The 18,335-nt window shown below is 68.2% G+C and carries 18 protein-coding genes; 7 read left to right on the top strand and 11 right to left on the bottom strand.

Annotated elements, in window-relative coordinates; translation table 11 throughout:
- Positions 1-20 precede the first annotated feature (20 nt).
- Positions 21-464 (bottom strand): peptidase inhibitor family I36 protein, encoded by a 444-nt coding sequence (locus tag ACFWYW_RS30555; RefSeq protein WP_379618974.1) that lies wholly within the window; start codon positions 462-464, stop codon positions 21-23.
- Positions 465-1,123: 659 nt separating this feature from the next.
- On the opposite strand from ACFWYW_RS30555, the gene ACFWYW_RS30550 reads away from it, so the two are divergent.
- Complete coding sequence (locus ACFWYW_RS30550) at positions 1,124-2,056, top strand: teichoic acid biosynthesis protein C (protein WP_379618975.1); 933 nt, start codon at positions 1,124-1,126, stop codon at positions 2,054-2,056.
- A gap of 70 nt (positions 2,057-2,126) precedes the next feature.
- Positions 2,127-3,128 (top strand): hypothetical protein, encoded by a 1,002-nt coding sequence (locus ACFWYW_RS30545; protein ID WP_379618977.1) that lies wholly within the window; start codon positions 2,127-2,129, stop codon positions 3,126-3,128.
- Here ACFWYW_RS30545 and ACFWYW_RS30540 read toward each other — a convergent pair.
- Entirely contained in the window at positions 3,019-3,438 is a 420-nt protein-coding gene (locus tag ACFWYW_RS30540) for a tautomerase family protein (RefSeq protein ID WP_379618979.1), read from the bottom strand. The two genes, ACFWYW_RS30545 and ACFWYW_RS30540, sit on opposite strands and share 110 nt — an antisense overlap.
- A gap of 215 nt (positions 3,439-3,653) precedes the next feature.
- Positions 3,654-4,631, bottom strand: a complete 978-nt coding sequence (locus tag ACFWYW_RS30535) for an SDR family NAD(P)-dependent oxidoreductase (RefSeq protein ID WP_379618981.1) — start codon at positions 4,629-4,631, stop codon at positions 3,654-3,656.
- A gap of 329 nt (positions 4,632-4,960) precedes the next feature.
- On the opposite strand from ACFWYW_RS30535, the gene ACFWYW_RS30530 reads away from it, so the two are divergent.
- A complete protein-coding gene (locus ACFWYW_RS30530) occupies positions 4,961-6,097 on the top strand; it encodes a sensor histidine kinase (RefSeq protein ID WP_379618983.1) in 1,137 nt (378 codons plus the stop codon).
- On the top strand, positions 6,094-6,744 hold the full coding sequence (locus ACFWYW_RS30525; protein WP_184969691.1) for a response regulator transcription factor: 651 nt from the start codon (positions 6,094-6,096) through the stop codon (positions 6,742-6,744). The genes ACFWYW_RS30530 and ACFWYW_RS30525 overlap by 4 nt, the downstream gene beginning before the upstream one ends.
- On the opposite strand, the gene ACFWYW_RS30520 is transcribed toward ACFWYW_RS30525, so the two are convergent.
- Positions 6,741-7,346 carry a DUF2306 domain-containing protein gene (locus ACFWYW_RS30520; protein ID WP_379618986.1) on the bottom strand — a complete coding sequence of 202 codons (606 nt, stop codon included), beginning with the start codon at positions 7,344-7,346 and terminating at the stop codon, positions 6,741-6,743. The two genes, ACFWYW_RS30525 and ACFWYW_RS30520, sit on opposite strands and share 4 nt — an antisense overlap.
- Before the next feature lie 135 nt (positions 7,347-7,481).
- Here ACFWYW_RS30520 and ACFWYW_RS30515 point away from each other — a divergent pair, with 135 nt between their 5' ends.
- Positions 7,482-8,468, top strand: a complete 987-nt coding sequence (locus ACFWYW_RS30515) for an NAD(P)-dependent alcohol dehydrogenase (RefSeq protein WP_379618988.1) — start codon at positions 7,482-7,484, stop codon at positions 8,466-8,468.
- 360 nt (positions 8,469-8,828) lie between these two features.
- Here ACFWYW_RS30515 and ACFWYW_RS30510 read toward each other — a convergent pair whose 3' ends face one another.
- The 6 genes from ACFWYW_RS30510 to ACFWYW_RS30485 all read right to left on the bottom strand — a co-directional run bounded on the left by ACFWYW_RS30510 (position 8,829) and on the right by ACFWYW_RS30485 (position 14,350).
- Positions 8,829-9,572, bottom strand: coding sequence for a hypothetical protein (locus tag ACFWYW_RS30510; protein WP_379618990.1), 744 nt, complete (start codon positions 9,570-9,572; stop codon positions 8,829-8,831).
- A gap of 443 nt (positions 9,573-10,015) precedes the next feature.
- Positions 10,016-10,651 (bottom strand): response regulator, encoded by a 636-nt coding sequence (locus ACFWYW_RS30505; RefSeq protein WP_379618992.1) that lies wholly within the window; start codon positions 10,649-10,651, stop codon positions 10,016-10,018.
- Positions 10,648-11,874, bottom strand: coding sequence for a sensor histidine kinase (locus ACFWYW_RS30500; RefSeq protein WP_379618994.1), 1,227 nt, complete (start codon positions 11,872-11,874; stop codon positions 10,648-10,650). The genes ACFWYW_RS30505 and ACFWYW_RS30500 overlap by 4 nt, the downstream gene beginning before the upstream one ends.
- Positions 11,875-11,887: 13 nt before the next feature.
- The gene (locus ACFWYW_RS30495) at positions 11,888-12,625 is read right to left on the bottom strand and encodes an ABC transporter permease (RefSeq protein ID WP_379618996.1); all 738 of its coding nucleotides are present in this window, start codon (positions 12,623-12,625) and stop codon (positions 11,888-11,890) included.
- Between the two features lie 12 nt (positions 12,626-12,637).
- Positions 12,638-13,546, bottom strand: a complete 909-nt coding sequence (locus ACFWYW_RS30490) for an ABC transporter ATP-binding protein (RefSeq protein ID WP_379618998.1) — start codon at positions 13,544-13,546, stop codon at positions 12,638-12,640.
- Between the two features lie 126 nt (positions 13,547-13,672).
- On the bottom strand, positions 13,673-14,350 hold the full coding sequence (locus tag ACFWYW_RS30485; protein WP_379619000.1) for a chorismate mutase: 678 nt from the start codon (positions 14,348-14,350) through the stop codon (positions 13,673-13,675).
- 310 nt (positions 14,351-14,660) lie between these two features.
- Between ACFWYW_RS30485 and ACFWYW_RS30480 the strand changes: the two genes are divergently transcribed.
- Positions 14,661-14,891, top strand: a complete 231-nt coding sequence (locus ACFWYW_RS30480) for a hypothetical protein (protein WP_379619003.1) — start codon at positions 14,661-14,663, stop codon at positions 14,889-14,891.
- A 134-nt stretch (positions 14,892-15,025) separates the two neighbouring features.
- On the opposite strand, the gene ACFWYW_RS30475 is transcribed toward ACFWYW_RS30480, so the two are convergent.
- The gene (locus ACFWYW_RS30475) at positions 15,026-17,521 is read right to left on the bottom strand and encodes a PASTA domain-containing protein (RefSeq protein ID WP_379619005.1); all 2,496 of its coding nucleotides are present in this window, start codon (positions 17,519-17,521) and stop codon (positions 15,026-15,028) included.
- 118 nt (positions 17,522-17,639) lie between these two features.
- On the opposite strand from ACFWYW_RS30475, the gene ACFWYW_RS30470 reads away from it, so the two are divergent.
- Positions 17,640-18,317 (top strand): hypothetical protein, encoded by a 678-nt coding sequence (locus tag ACFWYW_RS30470; RefSeq protein WP_379619007.1) that lies wholly within the window; start codon positions 17,640-17,642, stop codon positions 18,315-18,317.
- The last annotated feature ends 18 nt before the right edge of the window (positions 18,318-18,335 follow it).

Raw genomic sequence — 18,335 nt, 5'->3', positions numbered from 1 at the left:
GTCTGCGACCGAACCCAGACTCAGCTGGCCAGCGAGGTTGCCTTGTTGTCGAAGCCGTTGTTGCTCAGGTCCTTGTCCTGGCTGTTGGCTCGTGCGGTGTAGCCGGGCGTCCCGGCACAGTTCGCGCGGTCGTAGAGCCACACGCTCCGGTCGTACTCATTCTTCATGGAGCTCGCCCAGTTGTTGTAGGCGCTCGGGAGGTTCCCAGCGCACCTGCCGGGTGCGGGCAGCGAAATCTTGATGTACGGACTTCCGGTGAAGTCGTCGTGCTCGAACAGACAGAAACGATCTGTGCACGTGGCTCTGTCAACCGCGGCGGACGTGCTGTCGACGACTTCGATGGCGATATCGCCAGCAGGTCGATCGGCGAAGCCGCCGGCCGCTTGAGCCGGAGAGCCGAACCCGGCGAAGCCGACGACGCTGAGCGACAGAGTACCAACGATGAGAGTGAGCTTGCTTTTCATGTGCACAAATTCCCTTCATTGCACGGAAGAGGTCATCGGGTCGCCGATTTACGGTGTGGGCTATTCGAGTTTCTGCATGAATAGATCGCACTAGAGTTCATTGGAATATCGGACGACCCTGGAGAGGCATTCATGAAGCTATATTGTGTTTTTACTTTTGGTCAAGGCGAGACCGTGCTTGGTTGGAAGGATGGCATGTTGATGCCATACTGGACATTCAATTTGAAGTGCCTTCTGTCGGTTGAGAATGGGTCTCGTCGACGGCAATATGGCCGGCGAAATGCCTCGCTGCCCCGCTCGCCGGTCAGTTGACACATCCGGCCCGCCGTACCCCATTGCTGCGTCGAAAGCCGTCAGCGCGGACGCGCTCTCCGCGGAGAGCAACGAAATCATGACCCGACGCGTCGGCGAACCCCGGACTTTTCTCGCCGCCACCTCGCGGCGGTGCATTTCTTTGAGGGCAACGGCGACGAGGCCACACGGCCCTGCCGCCACGACAATACAGCTCGGTCCACCTTCTGCGTGAAAAGGGCAACTAATTGCCAGATCGGGCATTTCGCCTGGCCTTGCGGTGAGGTGCGCCCTAGCTTCGCTGCGATGTCGCCTATCTAGATCAGCGAGGCAATGAAGTGGTCCTCCCCTTCGCAGGAAAACCGTCGATGAGTCGGCGAGTTCTGCTGGCGGCCGGTGCGAGTGCCCTGGCCGGGTTAACCGGCACATCACAGGCGCAGGCTGCCGGCCGACGGTTCGATCTGACCGGTCCGCCTGAGGGGCTCATCTGGCGCAAGCCGCTCAAAGACCAGACGGTCCTGCAGTCGCTGGCCTTCGACAACCGCAACGGCCACATCTACACAGCCCAGGTGAGGAATGGCACGGGTTCGGCCAGGGCTGGAGACCTGTGCATCAGCAAGCTCAGCCTGAACGGCGCGCTCCTCGGCCACATGTACCTGATGGGCTTCGGACACGGCGTGCAGATCGCCGTCGAGCCGGTCGGTTCGGCGGCCTACCTGTGGACCGAGACCGACGGCGCCAGCGACGGCCAGAACGCCTGGGGCCGCAAGATCGCCCGGTTCCCGTTCGTCAGCGGACGAACCCTGACCACGAGATCACCGAACGTCACGAAGTACGCGCCCGTCCCCGGGGCGACCAGCACCACCTGCGCCATCGACCCGTCCACCAACCGGCTGGTCATGCGCTACCGACTCAGCGGCGCCGTCCGCTTCACCGTCTACAACCTGGACACGCTCAAAGCCGGCCGCCCTGTCGCACTGAGTCAGGCCGAGCAGCCGCCGGGACTGGGCACCTTCCAGGGTTACACCCTGTTCCAGGACCACATCTACCTCCTGGACGGTGACGCCTACGGTCCCGCCAACCCGGCACCCGGCAACACGCACCTCACCAGCGTGAGCCTGCTCACCGGCCAGAAGGTCGAGCGGCGTTTCACCGCAGCGGCCAAGTCTCTCGACCACCGCGAGCCCGAGGGCATGGCCATCCAGATCGCGGGCGGCCAACCGCGTTTGTGCTACGGCCTGGCCGCCGGCAGGCCAGGGGCACGCCTGGTCAGCATCGTGTACAAGAGCAAACTCGTCTGAGAACGGGAGGCGAGACATCGCCTGCTCACCTGTCCAACCCTGCCACCCAGACCATTTAGCATGAGCGGGCATGGGCTCCAAAGTCTCCGACGTCACGGTGATGGCGTGCCAAGGCACCACTGTTTCGCTGCGTCTCGTCTCGGTGGATGATCAGCCGGCGGCCATAGAGTACGAGAACTTCGCGATCATGCTCCTTGAGGAGGCAGCCAGTTGCTTTTCCGAGCGCGAAAGTCCTTTCTCCCAGGAAGTGTCGTTCGAGGACACCATGGACGAGGAATGGCAGCGGCGCTTCGCCCGCGGTTTCATCACTTCGGTCCGCGTGAGCGACGAGACCGAGGGGGAATTCCCTACCGCGATACTGCACATCGAGGTCAGCCACCCGGCGTGGCTTGAGCATGTGCGCGTGGGCGACACCTGGGAAAGCTATGCCTACGAAGACCTCTACGATCTCGACGACTGCCCGCCGATCCGGCCCGGCGAGAGCGGCCCGGCGAGCGACGACCCGAGCGAGGCGTTCCTGTATCTACCGCGCGTCGCCTGGGGAGATCTGCTCAAAACGGGCCCCGAATTACTCGAGATACCCGCGTACTCGCCGAGCGCCTATACGACGGGAGACCCGGTTCACGACATCAAGGACGTGCCCGCGGACTGGATCGGCCGGGCGGTACGCGTCACGACGGAGCTCGGCGACGAGGACGGCTCGTTCGTCCCCCCGCACACCTTGGCGCGCCTGGACGCGCACGGCCGCGGTGTCAGTGTCGGCGCTCGCATCAGGTCCATCGCGCGTCTCGTGCCGAACGGCAGGCGGCGCGGAGGCAGACTGACGCACGCGATGGGGCTGAATCACCTCAAGGCCGAGCCGGTCGGGGCCCGGCAGAACGGCAGGCAGGTCGAGCTCTCGTTCCGCATGCCGCCCGGCCGGCGGGGGCTGGCCTTGTACTCCGCGTCCCACAAAGTCGGGATCACGCCTCCGGTGGTGACCAGCCGTACTTGCGGATCAGGTCCTCGTCGAGCAGCTGCATCTTCCCGCCGCCCAAGGACCAGTCCTCCCGCCCGGACTCCTGCAGCATGATCAGCACATCGTCCGGTCGCACGCCGACTTCGGACAGGTTGGCCACGATCGCCTGGTAGAGCGCGAGTTTCATGTCCTGGGTCCGCCCGCGGGTGAGCGTGATCTCCACCACCACTGGATCGCGCCGATCACCGTCGAGGAAGTGGCGGTCTACGTGGAAGGCGGTGGCCGGTTGCGCGTCGACGATCTGGAACCGATCGTCCGGGGGAACGCCGATGGCGCTGACGAGCGCGCTGCGCACGCCTTCGGCAACGGCTGCGCGCATCGGTTCAGGACGGTCCGTACTCAACGTGATCCGGACGAACGGCATGGGGATCCTCTCGGTGGCTACTTCGCCGATAGTCGTGACGCCTTCAGTGTCAGGTATGACCAACCCGAAGAAACGCCAGCTCAAACCATGTGCGGGCCTGGCATGACGCGGTGGCTGAGGTCCATGAACAGATTTCTCGGTCGCCTCGCTGACCCGCATGCCGAGCCGAGCCGGTCGTCAGTCGGTATCGGGCCCCTCAGCGTGCCGGATCCGAGTCACTCCTCGTGACGGTACATGTCGGGGAACGCGGCCGTCAGGGTCGGGCTGTCGGGCCGGTACAGGTCCAGCGGGTCGGCACGCATCGCCGCGTCGAGCGCGTGGGCGTCGTCTCCGACCAGGATGCGCCACGTGCCGGCGCGTACGCCATCAAGGATGACGGTCGCGGCGTCGGCGGCCGACAGCGGCGCGGTGTCGCGAAACCACTCACCCATGCTCTTGACCGCAGCCCGAACCTCCTCAGCACTCAACCGGTCGGCGGGAACGCCCGAGACGGCGGCGGCGAGCACGCGGGCGTCCGCGAGTTCCTCGGCGGTCATGTCGTCAGGCTCGGAGTGGCCGTGGATCCGGCGGGAGTTGATCACGATCTCCGTGCCGACGTGCCCCGGCATCACCAGCGCGACCCGCACGTGCGGCGCGTTGATCCGCAGGTCCGTCAGCATCGCCTCGGAGAAGCCCTTCACGGCGAACTTGGCGGCACTGTACGCGCTCATCGGCAGACCGGGGCCGGCCGCCCAGAACCCGTTGACGCTGCTGGTGTTGACCAGGCACCCCTCATCACTGGCGATCAGGAGCGGCATGAACGCACGCGTGCAGTTGTACACCCCGCCCCAGCACACGCCGAACGTACGCTCCCACTCGGCTCGCGGGCTGGTGACGAAGCTGTTGCCGCCGCCGATGCCGGCGTTGTTGAACAGCAGGTTGATGTGGCCGGTCCGATGCCGCTCGACCACCTCGTCGCGCAACCTCGCCACCTGAGCCTCGTCCGACACGTCGCAGTGGTGGGTGGTGACCCGCACATCGACGCCGCCGGGTGCGGCCTTGGCGGCTCGCTCGGCGGTGACGGCCAGCCCGGCCTCGTCCACGTCGCACGCGGCGACCGAACAGCCTTCGGCGGCCAGCTGAACGACCAGTTCGCGTCCCATCCCGGCGCCGCCTCCGGTGACGACGGCCATCTTGCCCGTGAACGATCTCATCGCTCGACCCCCTCCGTCGCTGACCACCCTCACACGTACCGGGGCGGCAATCAACGCCTGGTCCACCTCACAACACGCGCCTCGTCGTCGCCCGGCCGCCTGTGTTCGTGACGATCAGGTACGCCGAACGAAGGGACGCGGCCGATCATCATGCGGCACGCGGATTCCCTCCCCTGTCGGTCGGAGCGCCACAAGACCATTACCTTGGCAGGCACCCGGGTCAAGGTCAGATGCGGCAGACGAGCCGGCACAAGCAGATCAAGCACCACGCGACGAGTCATGAGAGGTACGGGGATCTCGGCTGAGCGGGCAAGTCGTACCATAAGGCCGTGCACGCCGTTATTCGTTCCCTGTGGAATGAACCGCGTCCCCCCGATCCGCCCGCGCGAGTGCCGCGTGACTGGGTGCTCGTGGGCGTGCTCGTGCCGGTCGCGCTGCTCGAAGGCTTCCTCCGCCCCGACCTGCCCCACCGGGTCGTCGCCGTGGCGCTCACCCTCGTCCTGCTGCCCACGCTGCTGTGGCGACGGACGCATCCGCTGCGCATGCTCCTGATCGTCTTCGCCGCCACCGCACTCGCGCCGCTGCTGACCGGTGGCGTTCCCTCGGAGGCCTACTCCCTGGCCTACCTGCTGATCCTCGTGTACGCGCTGGCCCGCTGGGGATCGGGGCGCGAGATCGCGATCGGACTGGCCGCCATGATCACGGCGATCGGGCTTTCGACTGCCTTCGGCCGCATGGAGCCTTCCGATGTGGTCGGCTCGTTCGCCGTGATGTCGGCGGCCACCACGCTCGGCATCGCCCTGCGCTACCGGGCCAGAGCCCGCTCGCGTGAGCTGGACCAGGTCAAGCTGCTCGAACGCGCCCAGCTCGCCCGCGACCTGCACGACACCGTGGCCCATCACGTCTCGGCCATGGCGATCCGCGCGCAGGCCGGGCTGGCCACCTCCGCGTCGCGGCCCGACGCGGCGACCGACGCGCTGAAGGTGATCGAGGAGGAGGCGGCTCGGGCGCTGGCCGAGATGAACAGCATGGTTCGCGTGCTGCGCCAGAACCAGCCGCCCGAACTGGCGCCCGGACGCGGGGTCGCCGATCTCGCGGAGCTGGCCACGCGGGGCTCCGCCGTACCGGCTGTGAAGGTGAATCTTCCCGGCGACCTCGGCGAACTGCCGACGCCGGTCGGGGCGGCGCTCTACCGGCTGGCGCAGGAGGCGGTCACCAACGCCAGGCGGCACGCGCGCCACGTCGGCCTGATCGAGGTGAGCGTCAGCGCGGAGGAGGAGTGTGTACGGCTGAGCGTGACCGACGACGGCACACCCCCGGCCGCCCCCAGGCCCGGCTCCGGCTACGGCATCATCGGCATGATCGAACGTGCCGAGCTGCTCGGCGGCACCTGCCAGGCCGGCCCCGGACCCGAGCACGGGTGGACGGTCACCGCCGTCCTGCCCCGGGCGGGGAGGCGGTCGTGAGCGTGCGGGTGCTCGTCGCCGACGACCAGGAGATCGTCCTCACCGGCCTCACCATGATCCTCGACGCCCAGCCCGGCATCGAGGTCATCGGCCAGGCGGGCGACGGCAGGCGGGCGGTCGAGCTGGCCCGCCGGCTGCGTCCCGACGTCTGCCTGTTCGACATCCGCATGCCCGGCCTGGACGGCATCCAGGCCACCCGCTCCCTGGCCGGGCCCGACGTCGCCGACCCGCTGGCCGTGGTCGTCATCACCACCTTCGACCTCGACGAGTACGTCTACGCCGCGCTGCGCGCCGGGGCCAAGGGCTTCCTGCTCAAGAACGCGGGCGCGGCCCTGCTCTCGCAGGCCGTCCACGCCGCCGCCAGCGGCGACGCGCTCATCGCGCCCAGCGTCACCGCGCGGCTGCTCGGCGTCTTCTCCCGCACCGGGCCCGCCTCTCCTCCCGTACGGCCGATCGAGACGCTGACCGAGCGGGAGGAGCAGATCTTGCTGACCGTGGCGCGCGGACGTACCAACGGCGAGATCGCCGACGAGCTGCACATTTCGCTCAGCACGGTCAAGTCGCACATCGCCAGCCTCATGGCCAAGCTCGGCGCCCGCAACCGCGTCGAGATCGCCATGTGGGCCTACGAGACGAACCGCGTCTAGGACCTGTGGATGATCCACTCGGCGACCGCCAGATTGATCAGCCAGCCCGTGGCCATCAGCAACGCCTTGGGAAGTTGTCCAGGCGTGCCGGCGATCAGAAACCACGGCAGCAGCGTGAACGCCTGCGTGCCCGCGCCCAGGGCGATCGCGTAGGCGCGCATCATCCAGGCCCGGTGGGCGGCGATGTCACGGCGCCGGATCGCGAGCAGGCCGAGGGCCAGCGAGGCGGCCATGGCCGTACCGAAGATCACGCGAAAGACGCCCAGTAGCGTGCCGTCGGTCTCGGGCAGCGGGCTGAACAGCGTCATCCACACCCCGGCGAGCGCCGCGACCAGCCCCGCGGGCACCAGCACCCGCCCAGCGGCGCGATGCCAGCCGGGACGGCTGCGCCGCAGAGCGGGCGCGAACTGGAAGGCGCCGACGACGGTATAGACGGTCGCGCCCGCTATGTGCAGGCTCACCGGAAGCGGTGCGGCGAAGAAGCGCGCGTTGTCCGGCGTGATCGCCGCTCCCACGGACAGCTCGGTCATGCGGATCGCGCCCGCGACGATCGGAACGGCACTGAGCGCCAGCAGCGCGGCCGGGATGGTACGACTCCTCATGCCATCGATCGTGGCGAGCCGAGCCGCGCCGGACATCGCGCCTGAGGCTCCCTTGGAGACGTCCCATCGGCCGCCAATCAGGCGTACTTTCGGCTGATGAGCGGCGCGGGCGCCGTTCTTACGCTGACGAGTGTGATGAGAGCATTCCTCCTGCGCTCGTACGGCTCAGCCGACGAGTTGCGTCTCACCCGGATCCAGAAGCCCGAACCCGCTGCCGGCGAAGTCCTGGTCAAGGTGCACGCCACCTCGGTCCAGCCCTACGACTGGCACCTGATGCGCGGCCAGCCGTACATCGCCCGACTGATGGGCGGCGGCCCCGGCCTGCGCCGCCCGAAGATCTCCATCCTCGGCGCCGACGTCGCCGGCACGGTCGAGTCGGTCGGCGAGGGCGTCACCGCCTTCCAGCCGGGCGACGAGGTCTACGCCATGCCCAAGCAGGGCGGCTTCGGCGAGTACACCTGCGTGCCCGCCGGCGAACTGGTCCCCAAACCCCGCAACCTCTCCTTCTCCCAGGCCGCCGCGGTCCCCATGGCGGCCAACACCGCCCTGATCGCCCTGCGCGACTGCTACCCCGGCCAGAACGTCCTCGTCAACGGAGCCTCCGGCGGCGTCGGAACCTTCGCCGTCCAGATCGCCAGGGCGCTCGGCGCGAACGTCACGGCCGTCTGCGGTCCCCGCAACCTCGCCATGGTCGCCGCACTCGGCGCCGAGGAGGTCATCGACCGTACCCGTGAGGACTTCACCCAGCGCCGCCAGCGCTACGACCTCCTGCTGGACATCGCCGGCGGTCCCTCCACCGCCGCCTGCCGCCGCGCCCTGACCCCCAAGGGCGCGCACGTGCTGGTCGGGGGCCCGGGCGGCCGCTGGCTCAGCCCTGCCGGCCGGATGCTCACCACGATGCTCGCCGGGCCGTTCGTCTCCCAGCGGGTCGCGGTGGCCGACGTGGTCCGCTGCACCGACAACCACCGCAACCTGACCACGCTGACCACCCTGCTCGAATCCGGCCAGATCACTCCGGTGATCGATCGCGGCTACCCGTTCGAGCAGATCCCGGACGCGATCCGATACCAGGAACAGGGCCGCTCAGCAGGCAAGGTCGTCGTCACGTTCGAGGGTTCGTAACCTCCTTGACCGGCTGCGGTGTGAGCGCCGCTTCGTAGGTCCGCACCTGACCGCTGATCAGCAGATCCGACGGCCCGCGACGAACGCCGGCAGAACGTGCCGTAGTAGGTCGCGGCCGGGTGCGTTCAGACGCCGAGCGGGATCGCCTCCCGCACGATTTTCGACCTTCTTCTGAGAGACAAATTGCCGAGTCGGTGCTCGCGTAGTGCTCTTCGGCACGCACCCGGCATGCGGGCGGAAGAGGTGGCGGGCACCTGTTCCCTGAACGATCTGTTCTCACGTGAGCGTGCGGAACTGCTGGGATGCGTCTGGGGTTTCGCGCGTGTTTGGAGCAAGCCCCGGAGCTGACTGGCTGTGTCGCTACTCGGTGATGCCGTGTTGGCGTAGACGGGTGATCAACTCATTCATGGTCTTCGGCTCCAGCCAACCGCCGCCTCCGGCTCCGAGGGGTTCGCGTCCTCCGACGAGTGACGTTTGACCGCTGGCTCGTTGTGTCGCCAGACCCGGGTCTTCGAGAACAAGTCCTTGTGGCGGGACCGTCATCAGGCGGGCGCCTCGGGGAAGCTTGTCGCCGGGTAGTTTGACGGGGCCGCTCAGTGCCTCGTTGGGCATCTCCCGGGGGTAGGCGAGGATTTTGGTGCCGGAGGGCATGGCCTTCTCGAAGTCGGCGATGCTCTTGTCCGGCTTCCATTGGCCGACGGGCAGGGAATCATCCCGAATGACGGCGCCCTGGTCCAGCGCGATGTAGGCGATGCCAGACGTAAGGGAGCTGGTGCTCTTGACGCCTTTGAGTGGTTGCGTGATCTGAATACGGACGATGACTCGGTGGTCGAGTGGGCCGCCTGGATAGGTTTCTGTGGCGGGCCCCTGTTGCCATCCGTCGATCACGCCGGCGAGGACGATCGGTCTGTCTGCCGCGAGTGCTTCGGGGGTGTCGTATACGGGAAAGTCGGAGTCTGACACCCGCAGTAGCGAGACGTTGAGAGTTCCGATGCGCTCCGCGGCTGGAGGTCCTGATTCCGTGGCCCGTGTCGGCGCGGCACTGCAGGCGGTCAGAGACAGGGCTGCGGCAAGGGTCAGGACCGGGACGAGATACTGCTTCATGGACGTTCTCCCCTCGTCCGTGTGGTGCTGGTTGTAGGTCCCAGGAGCAGACCCTCAGCTTTCCTGATGCCGAACCGGACCGCCTCGCTATCGGCTCATGCTCGCTGGTGCTGTAGCCGATGGCGGCAGGCCCCAAGGCGCTCCTCGCTCGTCTGGACGGCCACGGCGCGGTATGGATTGGCGCCTACCGAGCGCGCCCAGGTTCTACAGGCCGTCTCCGAGTGGGGAAACGGCGGTCACCAAGCAGTGCACCGGTCCGGTCGGCACGCGCATCGACGGTATCCGCTCGGCCGGCAGCCGGAGGAACCCGCGCGCCGCTGAGACCGGGCGGGCGCGGATCGGGCAGCACTACGTCGGGCTTTCTGTGATGACCGTCGCACGTTCACGTCGCTCGTCGGTCTCCGTACGCGCCATGGGTACGTCGCTGAGTAGGCTGGTGGTGGTTAGTCGAATAGGTCGCGGCGGTAGGCCTCGCCGACCGCGCCGGCTCGGTCGCGTACGCCGAGCTTGTTGAAGATGTGCACCAGATGGGTCTTGATGCTGGCCTCGCTGATGAACAGCCTGCTCGCCGCCTCCCGGTTGGACGCGCCGTCCGCGACCAGTTTGAGCACCTCCAGTTCGCGCCTGCTCAGCGGACCTGGCACCGGTCTGCGGATCTGCTTCATCAGCCTGCTGACCATGGACGGCGACAGTACCGACTTGCCTTCGGCCGCGGCGCGTACCGCGTCGAGCAACTCCGCGGTCGGCGCGTCCTTCAGCAGGTAGCCGACCGCGCCCGCCTCCACGGCCGGCAGTACGTCGGCGTCGGAGTCGAACGTGGTGAGCACCAGGATCGGCAACCGGCGGTCGCCCTTGAGCAGGTGCCGGATGGCGGTTACGCCGTCCATTTTCGGCATGCGCAGGTCCATCAGCACGACGTCCGGCCGCAACGTGGCGATCCGCTCGATGGCCTCTTCACCGTCGCCTGCTTCGCCGACCACGGTGAAGTCCGGCTGCTTGCTGAACGCCGCGTGCAGGCCCTCCCGTACGATGGGATGGTCGTCCACGATCAGCAGCCGGATCGGGCGGCCGGCGGTCATGGCCGGTCCTCCGCGGCTGCTTGCGGGACGCTCGCGCTGATCGCGGTGCCGTCTCCGGTCACGCTTTCCACCTCCAGGCTGCCACCCACAGCATGCAGCCGCCGGCGCATGGCCTCCAACCCGAAGCCCGCCTGCCGTACCGCGGCGGGATCGAAGCCGACGCCGTCGTCGCGCACGTCGAGCAGCACCACCTCACCCAGGTAGGACAGGGTGAGCCCTACCCGGGTCGCCCGCGCGTGCTTGGCCACGTTGGTGAGCGCCTCCTGCGCGGCCCGGAACAGGGTGATCTCGATGGCGGTCGGCAGCGGCATGGGGTCTCCGGTGACCTCCACCGTGATCGGCACCTCATGAGACTCCGACCAGCGCCGGGCCATGCCGGACACCGCCTCGGGCAGGTGGGAGTTCTCCAGTTGGCCGGGACGCAGCGCCTGCACCGAGCGGCGGGCTTCGGTGAGGCTGTCGGCGGCCAGTGACTCGACTCGGCCGAGGTGGAAGCGCCACCGCTCGGGTTCTCCCGCGGACTGCTGGGCCGCCCGTACGTGGGTGACGATGCCGGTCAGACCTTGGGCGAGGGTGTCGTGGATCTCGCCGGCCAGCCGCTGCCGTTCCTCCATCTGGCCGGCCTCGTGAGCTTGTACGACCAGCAGGTCCTGCAGACCGGCGTTCTCCGCGAGCGCGGATTCGAGCTGCCGGTTGGCCTGCTGTTTTCTGCTGTCCTCGACCGTGGCGATCCAGCCTGCCACCACCACCGGTACGAAGATCCCGATCGGCAGGATGTAGACCAGGACGTCATCCGGTACGCCGACGGCGAGCAGGGTGGCGTACTGGCCGATCGCCGTCACCGTCACCGCGATCAGGATCGCGTGCGCGGAGAACATCGCGAACGCGTAGGGGTAACCGATCCAGGAGAACGCGAAGAACGCCGGGCTCCTGATCACCAGAAGCGTGCTGATGGCCAGCAGCCCGGCGTAGAAGACCAGTACCAGCCGGGGGCGCGCGGCACGGTTGGGCAGCAGCCACGCCGAAAGGGAGAGCCAGCCCAGTGCCAGCGCGGCCAGGCCCAGCGTGCCCGCCGTACGCCGGCCGTCGACCGGCGCGGTGAGCAGGTCGAACACCACGGACACGACCAGCCCGGCAGCGCCCAGCGCCGGGAACAGCCACCGATCCCGGAGGTCGGTGGCCGTGCCCCGGCTGACGAGCCGGACGAAGCGGTCTGGTCTCATCGGGCTCCCCTGTCTACTCCCATCGGAACAGCTTGACTGCGATCATGCCGAACGCCACGGCGAGGACGGCCAGGGTGATCAAGTGGCTCGCTGCGGGAAAGTCTCCGCTCCACGCGTCCCGCAGTCCCTGCATGGTCGCTCCGAGCGGGGTGTACTCGCTGATCCGGGCGATGCCGGGAGGCATGGCTTCGGTCGGCATGGCAACTCCGCTGAGAAACAGGCTGGGGAAGAAGACGAACAGCCCGATGCCGGTGGCCGCGTTGCCGGTTCGCGCGATCGAGGCCACGAACAGCCCGAGCGCCAGCAGCGCCAGCACGCCGAGCACGAACGCCACCACGACTCCCGTGACGTTCTTCGGCATCGTCCAGCCGAACGTCAGGTTGCCTGTCAGCGTGACCAGCAGCAGCGTCGCAAGCGCCATGCCACCGCTGACGATCAGCTGGGCGACCAGCACCATCGCCGGTTTCGTCGGTGTGGTGGCCAGCCGGCGCAGGATGCCCTTCTCCCGGTAGCCGGCCAGGGTGGACGGCATGATCAGGATGGACATGATGGCCAGGGTCAGCACCAGCACCATGGCGGGGAAGTAGTTGAGCAACGAGCTCCGCATCGCCTCCGGGGTGCCGGCCGGGTTCAGGATGACGCCGAACACCACCACCAGCAACAACGGCAGGCCCGGCACGAAGAACACCGACTCCGGTGCCCTGACGAAAAGCTTGAACTCGGTGACGGTCAGTTTCCGCAGCGCGCGCATCCGTGCCACCTCTCAGACCTCGAACCTGCGGCCGGTCAGCGTGACGAACGCGTCTTCCAGGGTGGCCTGCTCCACACGCAGGTCAGCGGCCATGATCCGGTGGCGGGCCAGCGTGGAGACGACGGCCTGGAGTACCTGGCCGTTGCCGGCCACGACTACTTGATCGCCCGCCGTACGCACGTCGGTCACCTCGGGAAGATCGCTGAGCAGCCCGTCCGGCAGCGCCACCGAGGGGCGGAACCGGACGCGCTGTTCAGCCTCCACCTTCGCCACCAGGCCGGCGGGGCTGTCCAGCGCGGCGATCCTGCCGTCGCAGAACACCGCGATCCGGTCGCAGAGCCGTTCGGCCTCCTCCATGAAATGGGTGACCAGGATGACGGTGACCCCGCGCTCCCGGATCTCCTCGATCAGGTCCCACGCGCCCCGGCGCGCCTGCGGGTCGAGCCCGGTGGTGAGTTCGTCGAGCACCGCGATCTCCGGATTGCCGATCAGCGCCAGCGCGATGAACAGCCGCTGTTTCTGACCGCCCGACAGCTTCCCGAACGGAGTGTTCCGCTTGTCGGTGAGTCCCCAGTCCCCGAGCAGTTTCGCCGGTTTCACCGGGTCGCGGTAGAAGGAGGCGTACAGGTCCAGTGCCTCCCAGACCTTCAGCCGCTCGGGCAACTCGCTCTCCTGCAGTTGCACCCCCACGCTGCTACGCAGCCGGTCGTTGTCACGCTGCGGGTCCAGCCCGAGCACGCGGACCGTGCCGCCGTCCGGCCTGCGCAACCCCTCCACGCATTCCACGGTGGTGGTCTTGCCCGCCCCGTTGGGGCCGAGAATGCCGAAGATCTCACCCTTCTCCACAGCGAACGACACGTCCTCCACCGCGACCTTGCCCCGATACCGTTTGTGCAGGTTGCCTACCTCGATGACCGGCATCTGCCCGCCTCCTCCGCACTCGTTCCTTCCCGGACACGACGAGAATGCCGGGGGAGGCGCCGGTACGGATCGCTCCGGCGGCCACTCGATAGGTTGAGCCGCGGCATCGACCTGACGGCCACACCATCAGCCGAACGATGGATGCTTCGACCGGGCCCGCCGCAGATCGGCGCCCGGGTGAGCGGATGTGTCACCTCCCGCGATCTGACCGTTCGATGCGTGTGCCACCCGGACGTTTGGACCTATCGGCCGGCGTTCGCAGAAGGTGGCCAGGGCGCGGGTGAGGCCACGGGTGCGCAGCGTGCCGGGGTCCTGGTCATCGATGACCTTCGTCGTGGTTCTGTTCAGCTTGCGCCGGCAGGAAGGGCGCTCGCGGATGCGTTCGCTGCCCTTGATGGCCAGCAGCAGTTCGCCGGTGATCCGGTCGAGGTGGGGGCGGACCTCCTTGGCCAGGTCGGGGCGGTCGGTGGGTTGTTCACCGGGGTGGGACCGCCAGCGGGCGTGCAGGGCGCGCTGGACGAGTTTGCTGGCCTCGATCTGGTCGCGGAAGATCCGGGTGGTTACGGCGGGGTCGAGGCCGAGGGTGGTGGATCTGGCGGCGACGTCGCTGAGCACCTGCCTTTCACGGGCGGGGTCGTCGATCGGCTGGGTGGTGCCCCATTTGGCCGCGGCGACCTTGTCGGCCAGCCGTACCCTCTCCAGAGACAGCTCCACCAGCGGCCTCAGCGCCCCGCGCTCGGAGGTGACGGCGGGCGGCGGCGCCAGGGCGAGGCTGAGGGTGAGTGAGACGGCTTGGATGAGCATGGTGTTCCTTGATGGCGTGGTGGGCTGAGGGCGGGGCGGGCGCCGGAAGGCTAGCGGACAGGCTGGACAGCAGGTGCTCGGCATCGGCGCCTTCTTGCCCCACACCCGCGGTACCCGAGCGGGCCGTCCACGTTCAGCTCGTCCAGGTGGCGCTGCACGACGGCCTTGCGGTCGCCGCCGCGGCCAGGATCGTGGTCGACGTCTTTCTTTCATGGGATCGGCCCTTTCTCACGTCTGTTCGACCCTAGAAGTGGATCTGACGTGGGAATTCAGTCGTGAGGGCGTTCCTCGGGACAGGCTGCAGGAGGAGATGACACGGCCGGGTGTCTTTGGATACGCCACCGAAGTCGGTGCTGGTGCCTCCCATGACGGACCCAGCGCTACGTTCCGGCGGTGGCTGGGCAGGCATCCGCGCGCGGCCGACCTGCTGCTCGTGTGCACGTTGATCGTCTTCGACGTGCTGGTCTGGGCCGACTACAGCACAGACGACGGTCTCCTCCGGCCCGCGCTGATCGTGGCTCAGGTGGCGCCGCTGGCCTGACGCACCCACCCATGGTGAGCGTGTTCTCCCTGATCCAGGAGGTGACGGCGCCGCCGGGCGACCGCACCGGCGGACTGTTCGTGGCCTTCGCCGGATATGCCGTCGCCCGCCCGCCTCTCAGCGCGGCAGGAAATCTAAGGCCGAGGCCACACATGACAGACCGGGAAGTCGTGAGGGGATCCGAACCCGCCCTGCGTGAACGCGCTGAACTCGGCGCTGCCCTCAGGGGCCCACGCCCACGTGACGACCTTCGTGTGGAACAGCGCCCGCAGCGGCACAGTACCGGGCACGGGGCTGGCGAAGCACGCGAACGCCGGGCCCTCCGCGGTATATCCGGACGGTCCCGAGGAGTTGGCCGTGAAGTAGTAGTGGCCCTCTTCGCCGCAGGCGTTCGCGCAGCGGAATCGGTTGATGACGTGCAGGCCTTCGACCTTGCCTGCCGCCTCGGCCAGATAGACCCGTCCTATCGTGGACTGCGGGCTCCACCCGGCCGGTCCGCCGCCACCGGGCGACAGATCGTTGCCGCGCTTGGGGCTGGGGGCCTTGAAGCGGTTCAGTGGTACCGGTGCGGTGCCGCCGTACAGGATGCTCACGGCGGTGCCTGCGCGGTGGCGGGCGCCGGCGGCGGGGTCTTGTCGCAAGACCTTGTTCACCTCGAGGGTTGGCGCTCCGGGGTTCGGGGCGCACTCCAGATGGGCGGCCCGGATCGCGGCGCACGCCTCCTCGGGCGTCTTGTTCATCACGTCCGGCACGACGGGCGGGCCCAGGTAGGCAAGGGTCACCTCGGAGCCCGGCGCCAGGCCGGTCCCCGGTGCGGGGGTCTGCGACATGACCTCCTCGGTGGGGACGCCGGGACCAGTCTCCTGCCGCTTGCACACCAGGCCGGCTTGCTCCAGGGCGGCACAGGCCTGTGCGACCGGCAGGCCGGTGTATGTACCGACCTTCACCTTGTCGGGGAACACGACGGTGACCTCGGCGCCGGTGCTGACAGGTGACCCCGCGGCGGGGCTCTGGCTCTGCACCACGTTTACCTGGTCTTTCGCCGCCGCCGGTTCCGTCGCGGGCTTCCTGCCACACCGCAGCCCGGTCTCCACGAGGGACTCGCACGCCTTGTCGGCAGGGACGCCCGTGACGTCGGGCACGGTGAGCGGCCCGCGATAGTAGACCTTGACCGCGCTGCCCTGCGGAACCCGTGCACCTGCCTGCGGCGAGCTGTCCAGGACGACGCCCGTTTCCGCCTTGCTCTCCGCCCTCGGCAGCTTGACGCAGCGCAGCTCCGGTTCGATCAGCTCACACGCCTTCTCGTACTGCATGTCGGTCAGAACAGGCACGGTGACCATGCTGGGTTTCGGGGTCTGTGACGGCACGACGACCTTCGACTGCGGCTTGCGCGGCTGGCCGGTCTCCGTGGTCACGGGGGGTAGCACGGCCCGCGTCGGAGGTGAGCTTGGGGTCGGCTTCGGGGTCGGCAGCGGCTTGTCCTCGGCTCCGTCGGCGTCGCCGGCGTCGATCTCGGAACGCTTGCCGTTCACGTCGAACGACAGCGTGATGGGACTTCTCTGGTCGTTGACCCACACCCGGTCGTCACGAGCGGTGATCTGGAATCTGCCGGGCCCCTTCGGCACAGGCTCCACCTTGACCTTGCCACCGGACACCTCAACGATCACCACCTGGCGCTCGGAGTGGTCCGGGACGTACACCTTGCCCTGGTGGACGACGGGCCGGTCGAACTCGGCGCGGGCGCGCCCGTTCAGGGTCACGCTGTCGACCCGCCGGCTCTGGAAGTCGCCCGTGACGAGCGTCCCGCTCTCCGGCATCACGACGGCGACCACACTGGAGGTCGTGCTCGGCTGGGAGACCAAGCCGTGGCTCGCGCCCAGCTCCAGAACCCGGCGCAGGCCGTCCGTGTCGTACATGGAGGCCTTGCCGGTGTCGCTGGAGTAGAGGACCGGCAGGTTGGACGCCATGGTGAGGGTGACGGCCGCGCCGGAGCCGCCCACCAGCTGACGGTCCTTCAACGCGCCGTCGACGATCTCCAGCAGCTCGTCCGTCTTCGCGGTGTACGCCCAGACCTTGCCGTCGGAGTCGGCCACCGCGTCCGTCACCGGCGGCACCTCTACGGGAGCCGGCTTGCCCCGTGACCCGTCCAGTTTCTCCAGCCTGCCGGTGCCAGAGTCCAGCAGGTACGTCTGCCCGCCGCCGGTGACGAGCTTGAGCCGGTCCTTCGAGGAGGCGCCCTTCTCGATCGGGTCGCCGGCCTTCAGCGTGTCGGTGGCCAGCGGCGTCACCGTGCCGGTGTCGTGGTTGACGACCCAGAGCGAGTCCGGCCGTACCTGGACGACCTCCAGCTTCTCACCGTCCTTCGCCAGCTTCTCGGCGCTGCGGGCGTCGACCTCGTTGCTCAGGGCGTTGATCCGCGCGGCGGTGTCGCCCTTGGCCAGGAAGGCGATGCCGTCGCCGAACGCGGCCTTGGAGGTCGTGTAGCCGGTGCCGAAGCCCAATCCCACGATCAGCGCCACGACGACGGCGCCGAGCAGGACGCGGTTGAGCGTGGTGCGGGTGGAGAACAGACGGAGCCGCTCCGCTGAGACGCGCCGGACCAGTGGGGACGGCTTGGGGGAGCCGGACATGAGCATCCTCCTGCGGTGGAGCCGGGGGAGGTCCGAGAATAGGGCTATTCGCCGCATTGCCGGGGGGAATCGGCATAGGGATGGCTCCCCAATCCGAACCACAATGAGGAGAAGCGGTATGGCCCCGATGCGCGTGGAGAGTGGTGGCCAGGTCGTGGAGGTGGCCCAAGGCCAGCAGCTCACTTTCGGCCGCGACCGGGAATGCACGATCTGTCTCGACCCTGAGGACCTGGGCATCTCGCGGATCGCGGGAAGCGTCGGCAGCGAGAAGGACACCTGGTGGCTGACCAACCGATCGAGCGCGTGCAAGCTGACCCTCGCGGACGAGCTGGGCCTGCGCAGCGTCCTCGCGCCAGGAAGGCGGCGGGCGATCGAGGAGCCCACGAAGATCCTGGTCGACGGGACGAGGCGGGCACACGACCTGCTGCTGACCCCGCCTCCCGCGCCGGTCGAAGTTCTTGAGATCCTGCCCATGCCGAGCGACACCCTGCCGACCGCGATCGGCGACGAGGTCATGGTCAACGACCAGGACAGGCTGGCGATGGTGGCGCTGTTCCGCGGCTATCTGGAGGAGCCGCCACGGTACGACCCCTATCCCAAGGACTACGCCTCGGCCGCCGCCCGGCTCGGCTGGCGGCGTACGACCCTGGTCAAGCGGATCGAGTACCTGCGAACCCGGCTGACGTCAGCCGGCGTACCGAATCTGATGGGACACAACGCGCTCGCCAACCTGGCCGAGTACGCGATCAGCCGCCGCCTGATCACCCGCGACGACCTCCTGCTGCTGCGTCGATAGGGACCCATTCCCATTCCG

The sequence above is a fragment of the Nonomuraea sp. NPDC059023 genome (genome assembly GCF_042740095.1).
Classification (GTDB): Bacteria; Actinomycetota; Actinomycetes; order Streptosporangiales; family Streptosporangiaceae; genus Nonomuraea.
The sequence above is the reverse complement of the archived record's forward strand: the minus strand, read 5'-3'. Positions and strand labels throughout refer to the sequence as shown.

What these genes read in the sequence shown, in the direction of transcription:
- ACFWYW_RS30475 (WP_379619005.1), bottom strand. Translation starts at nt 17,521, where the DNA reads ATGTCCGGCTCCCCCAAGCCGTCCCCACTGGTCCGGCGCGTCTCAGCG.
- ACFWYW_RS30520 (WP_379618986.1), bottom strand. Translation starts at nt 7,346, where the DNA reads ATGAGGAGTCGTACCATCCCGGCCGCGCTGCTGGCGCTCAGTGCCGTT.
- ACFWYW_RS30535 (WP_379618981.1), bottom strand. Translation starts at nt 4,631, where the DNA reads ATGAGATCGTTCACGGGCAAGATGGCCGTCGTCACCGGAGGCGGCGCC.
- ACFWYW_RS30500 (WP_379618994.1), bottom strand. Translation starts at nt 11,874, where the DNA reads ATGAGACCAGACCGCTTCGTCCGGCTCGTCAGCCGGGGCACGGCCACC.
- ACFWYW_RS30515 (WP_379618988.1), top strand. Translation starts at nt 7,482, where the DNA reads ATGAGAGCATTCCTCCTGCGCTCGTACGGCTCAGCCGACGAGTTGCGT.
- ACFWYW_RS30550 (WP_379618975.1), top strand. Translation starts at nt 1,124, where the DNA reads ATGAGTCGGCGAGTTCTGCTGGCGGCCGGTGCGAGTGCCCTGGCCGGG.
- ACFWYW_RS30490 (WP_379618998.1), bottom strand. Translation starts at nt 13,546, where the DNA reads ATGCCGGTCATCGAGGTAGGCAACCTGCACAAACGGTATCGGGGCAAG.
- ACFWYW_RS30505 (WP_379618992.1), bottom strand. Translation starts at nt 10,651, where the DNA reads ATGACCGCCGGCCGCCCGATCCGGCTGCTGATCGTGGACGACCATCCC.
- ACFWYW_RS30510 (WP_379618990.1), bottom strand. Translation starts at nt 9,572, where the DNA reads ATGAAGCAGTATCTCGTCCCGGTCCTGACCCTTGCCGCAGCCCTGTCT.
- ACFWYW_RS30540 (WP_379618979.1), bottom strand. Translation starts at nt 3,438, where the DNA reads ATGCCGTTCGTCCGGATCACGTTGAGTACGGACCGTCCTGAACCGATG.
- ACFWYW_RS30555 (WP_379618974.1), bottom strand. Translation starts at nt 464, where the DNA reads ATGAAAAGCAAGCTCACTCTCATCGTTGGTACTCTGTCGCTCAGCGTC.
- ACFWYW_RS30485 (WP_379619000.1), bottom strand. Translation starts at nt 14,350, where the DNA reads ATGCTCATCCAAGCCGTCTCACTCACCCTCAGCCTCGCCCTGGCGCCG.
- ACFWYW_RS30470 (WP_379619007.1), top strand. Translation starts at nt 17,640, where the DNA reads ATGGCCCCGATGCGCGTGGAGAGTGGTGGCCAGGTCGTGGAGGTGGCC.
- ACFWYW_RS30480 (WP_379619003.1), top strand. Translation starts at nt 14,661, where the DNA reads ATGACACGGCCGGGTGTCTTTGGATACGCCACCGAAGTCGGTGCTGGT.
- ACFWYW_RS30495 (WP_379618996.1), bottom strand. Translation starts at nt 12,625, where the DNA reads ATGCGCGCGCTGCGGAAACTGACCGTCACCGAGTTCAAGCTTTTCGTC.
- ACFWYW_RS30545 (WP_379618977.1), top strand. Translation starts at nt 2,127, where the DNA reads ATGGGCTCCAAAGTCTCCGACGTCACGGTGATGGCGTGCCAAGGCACC.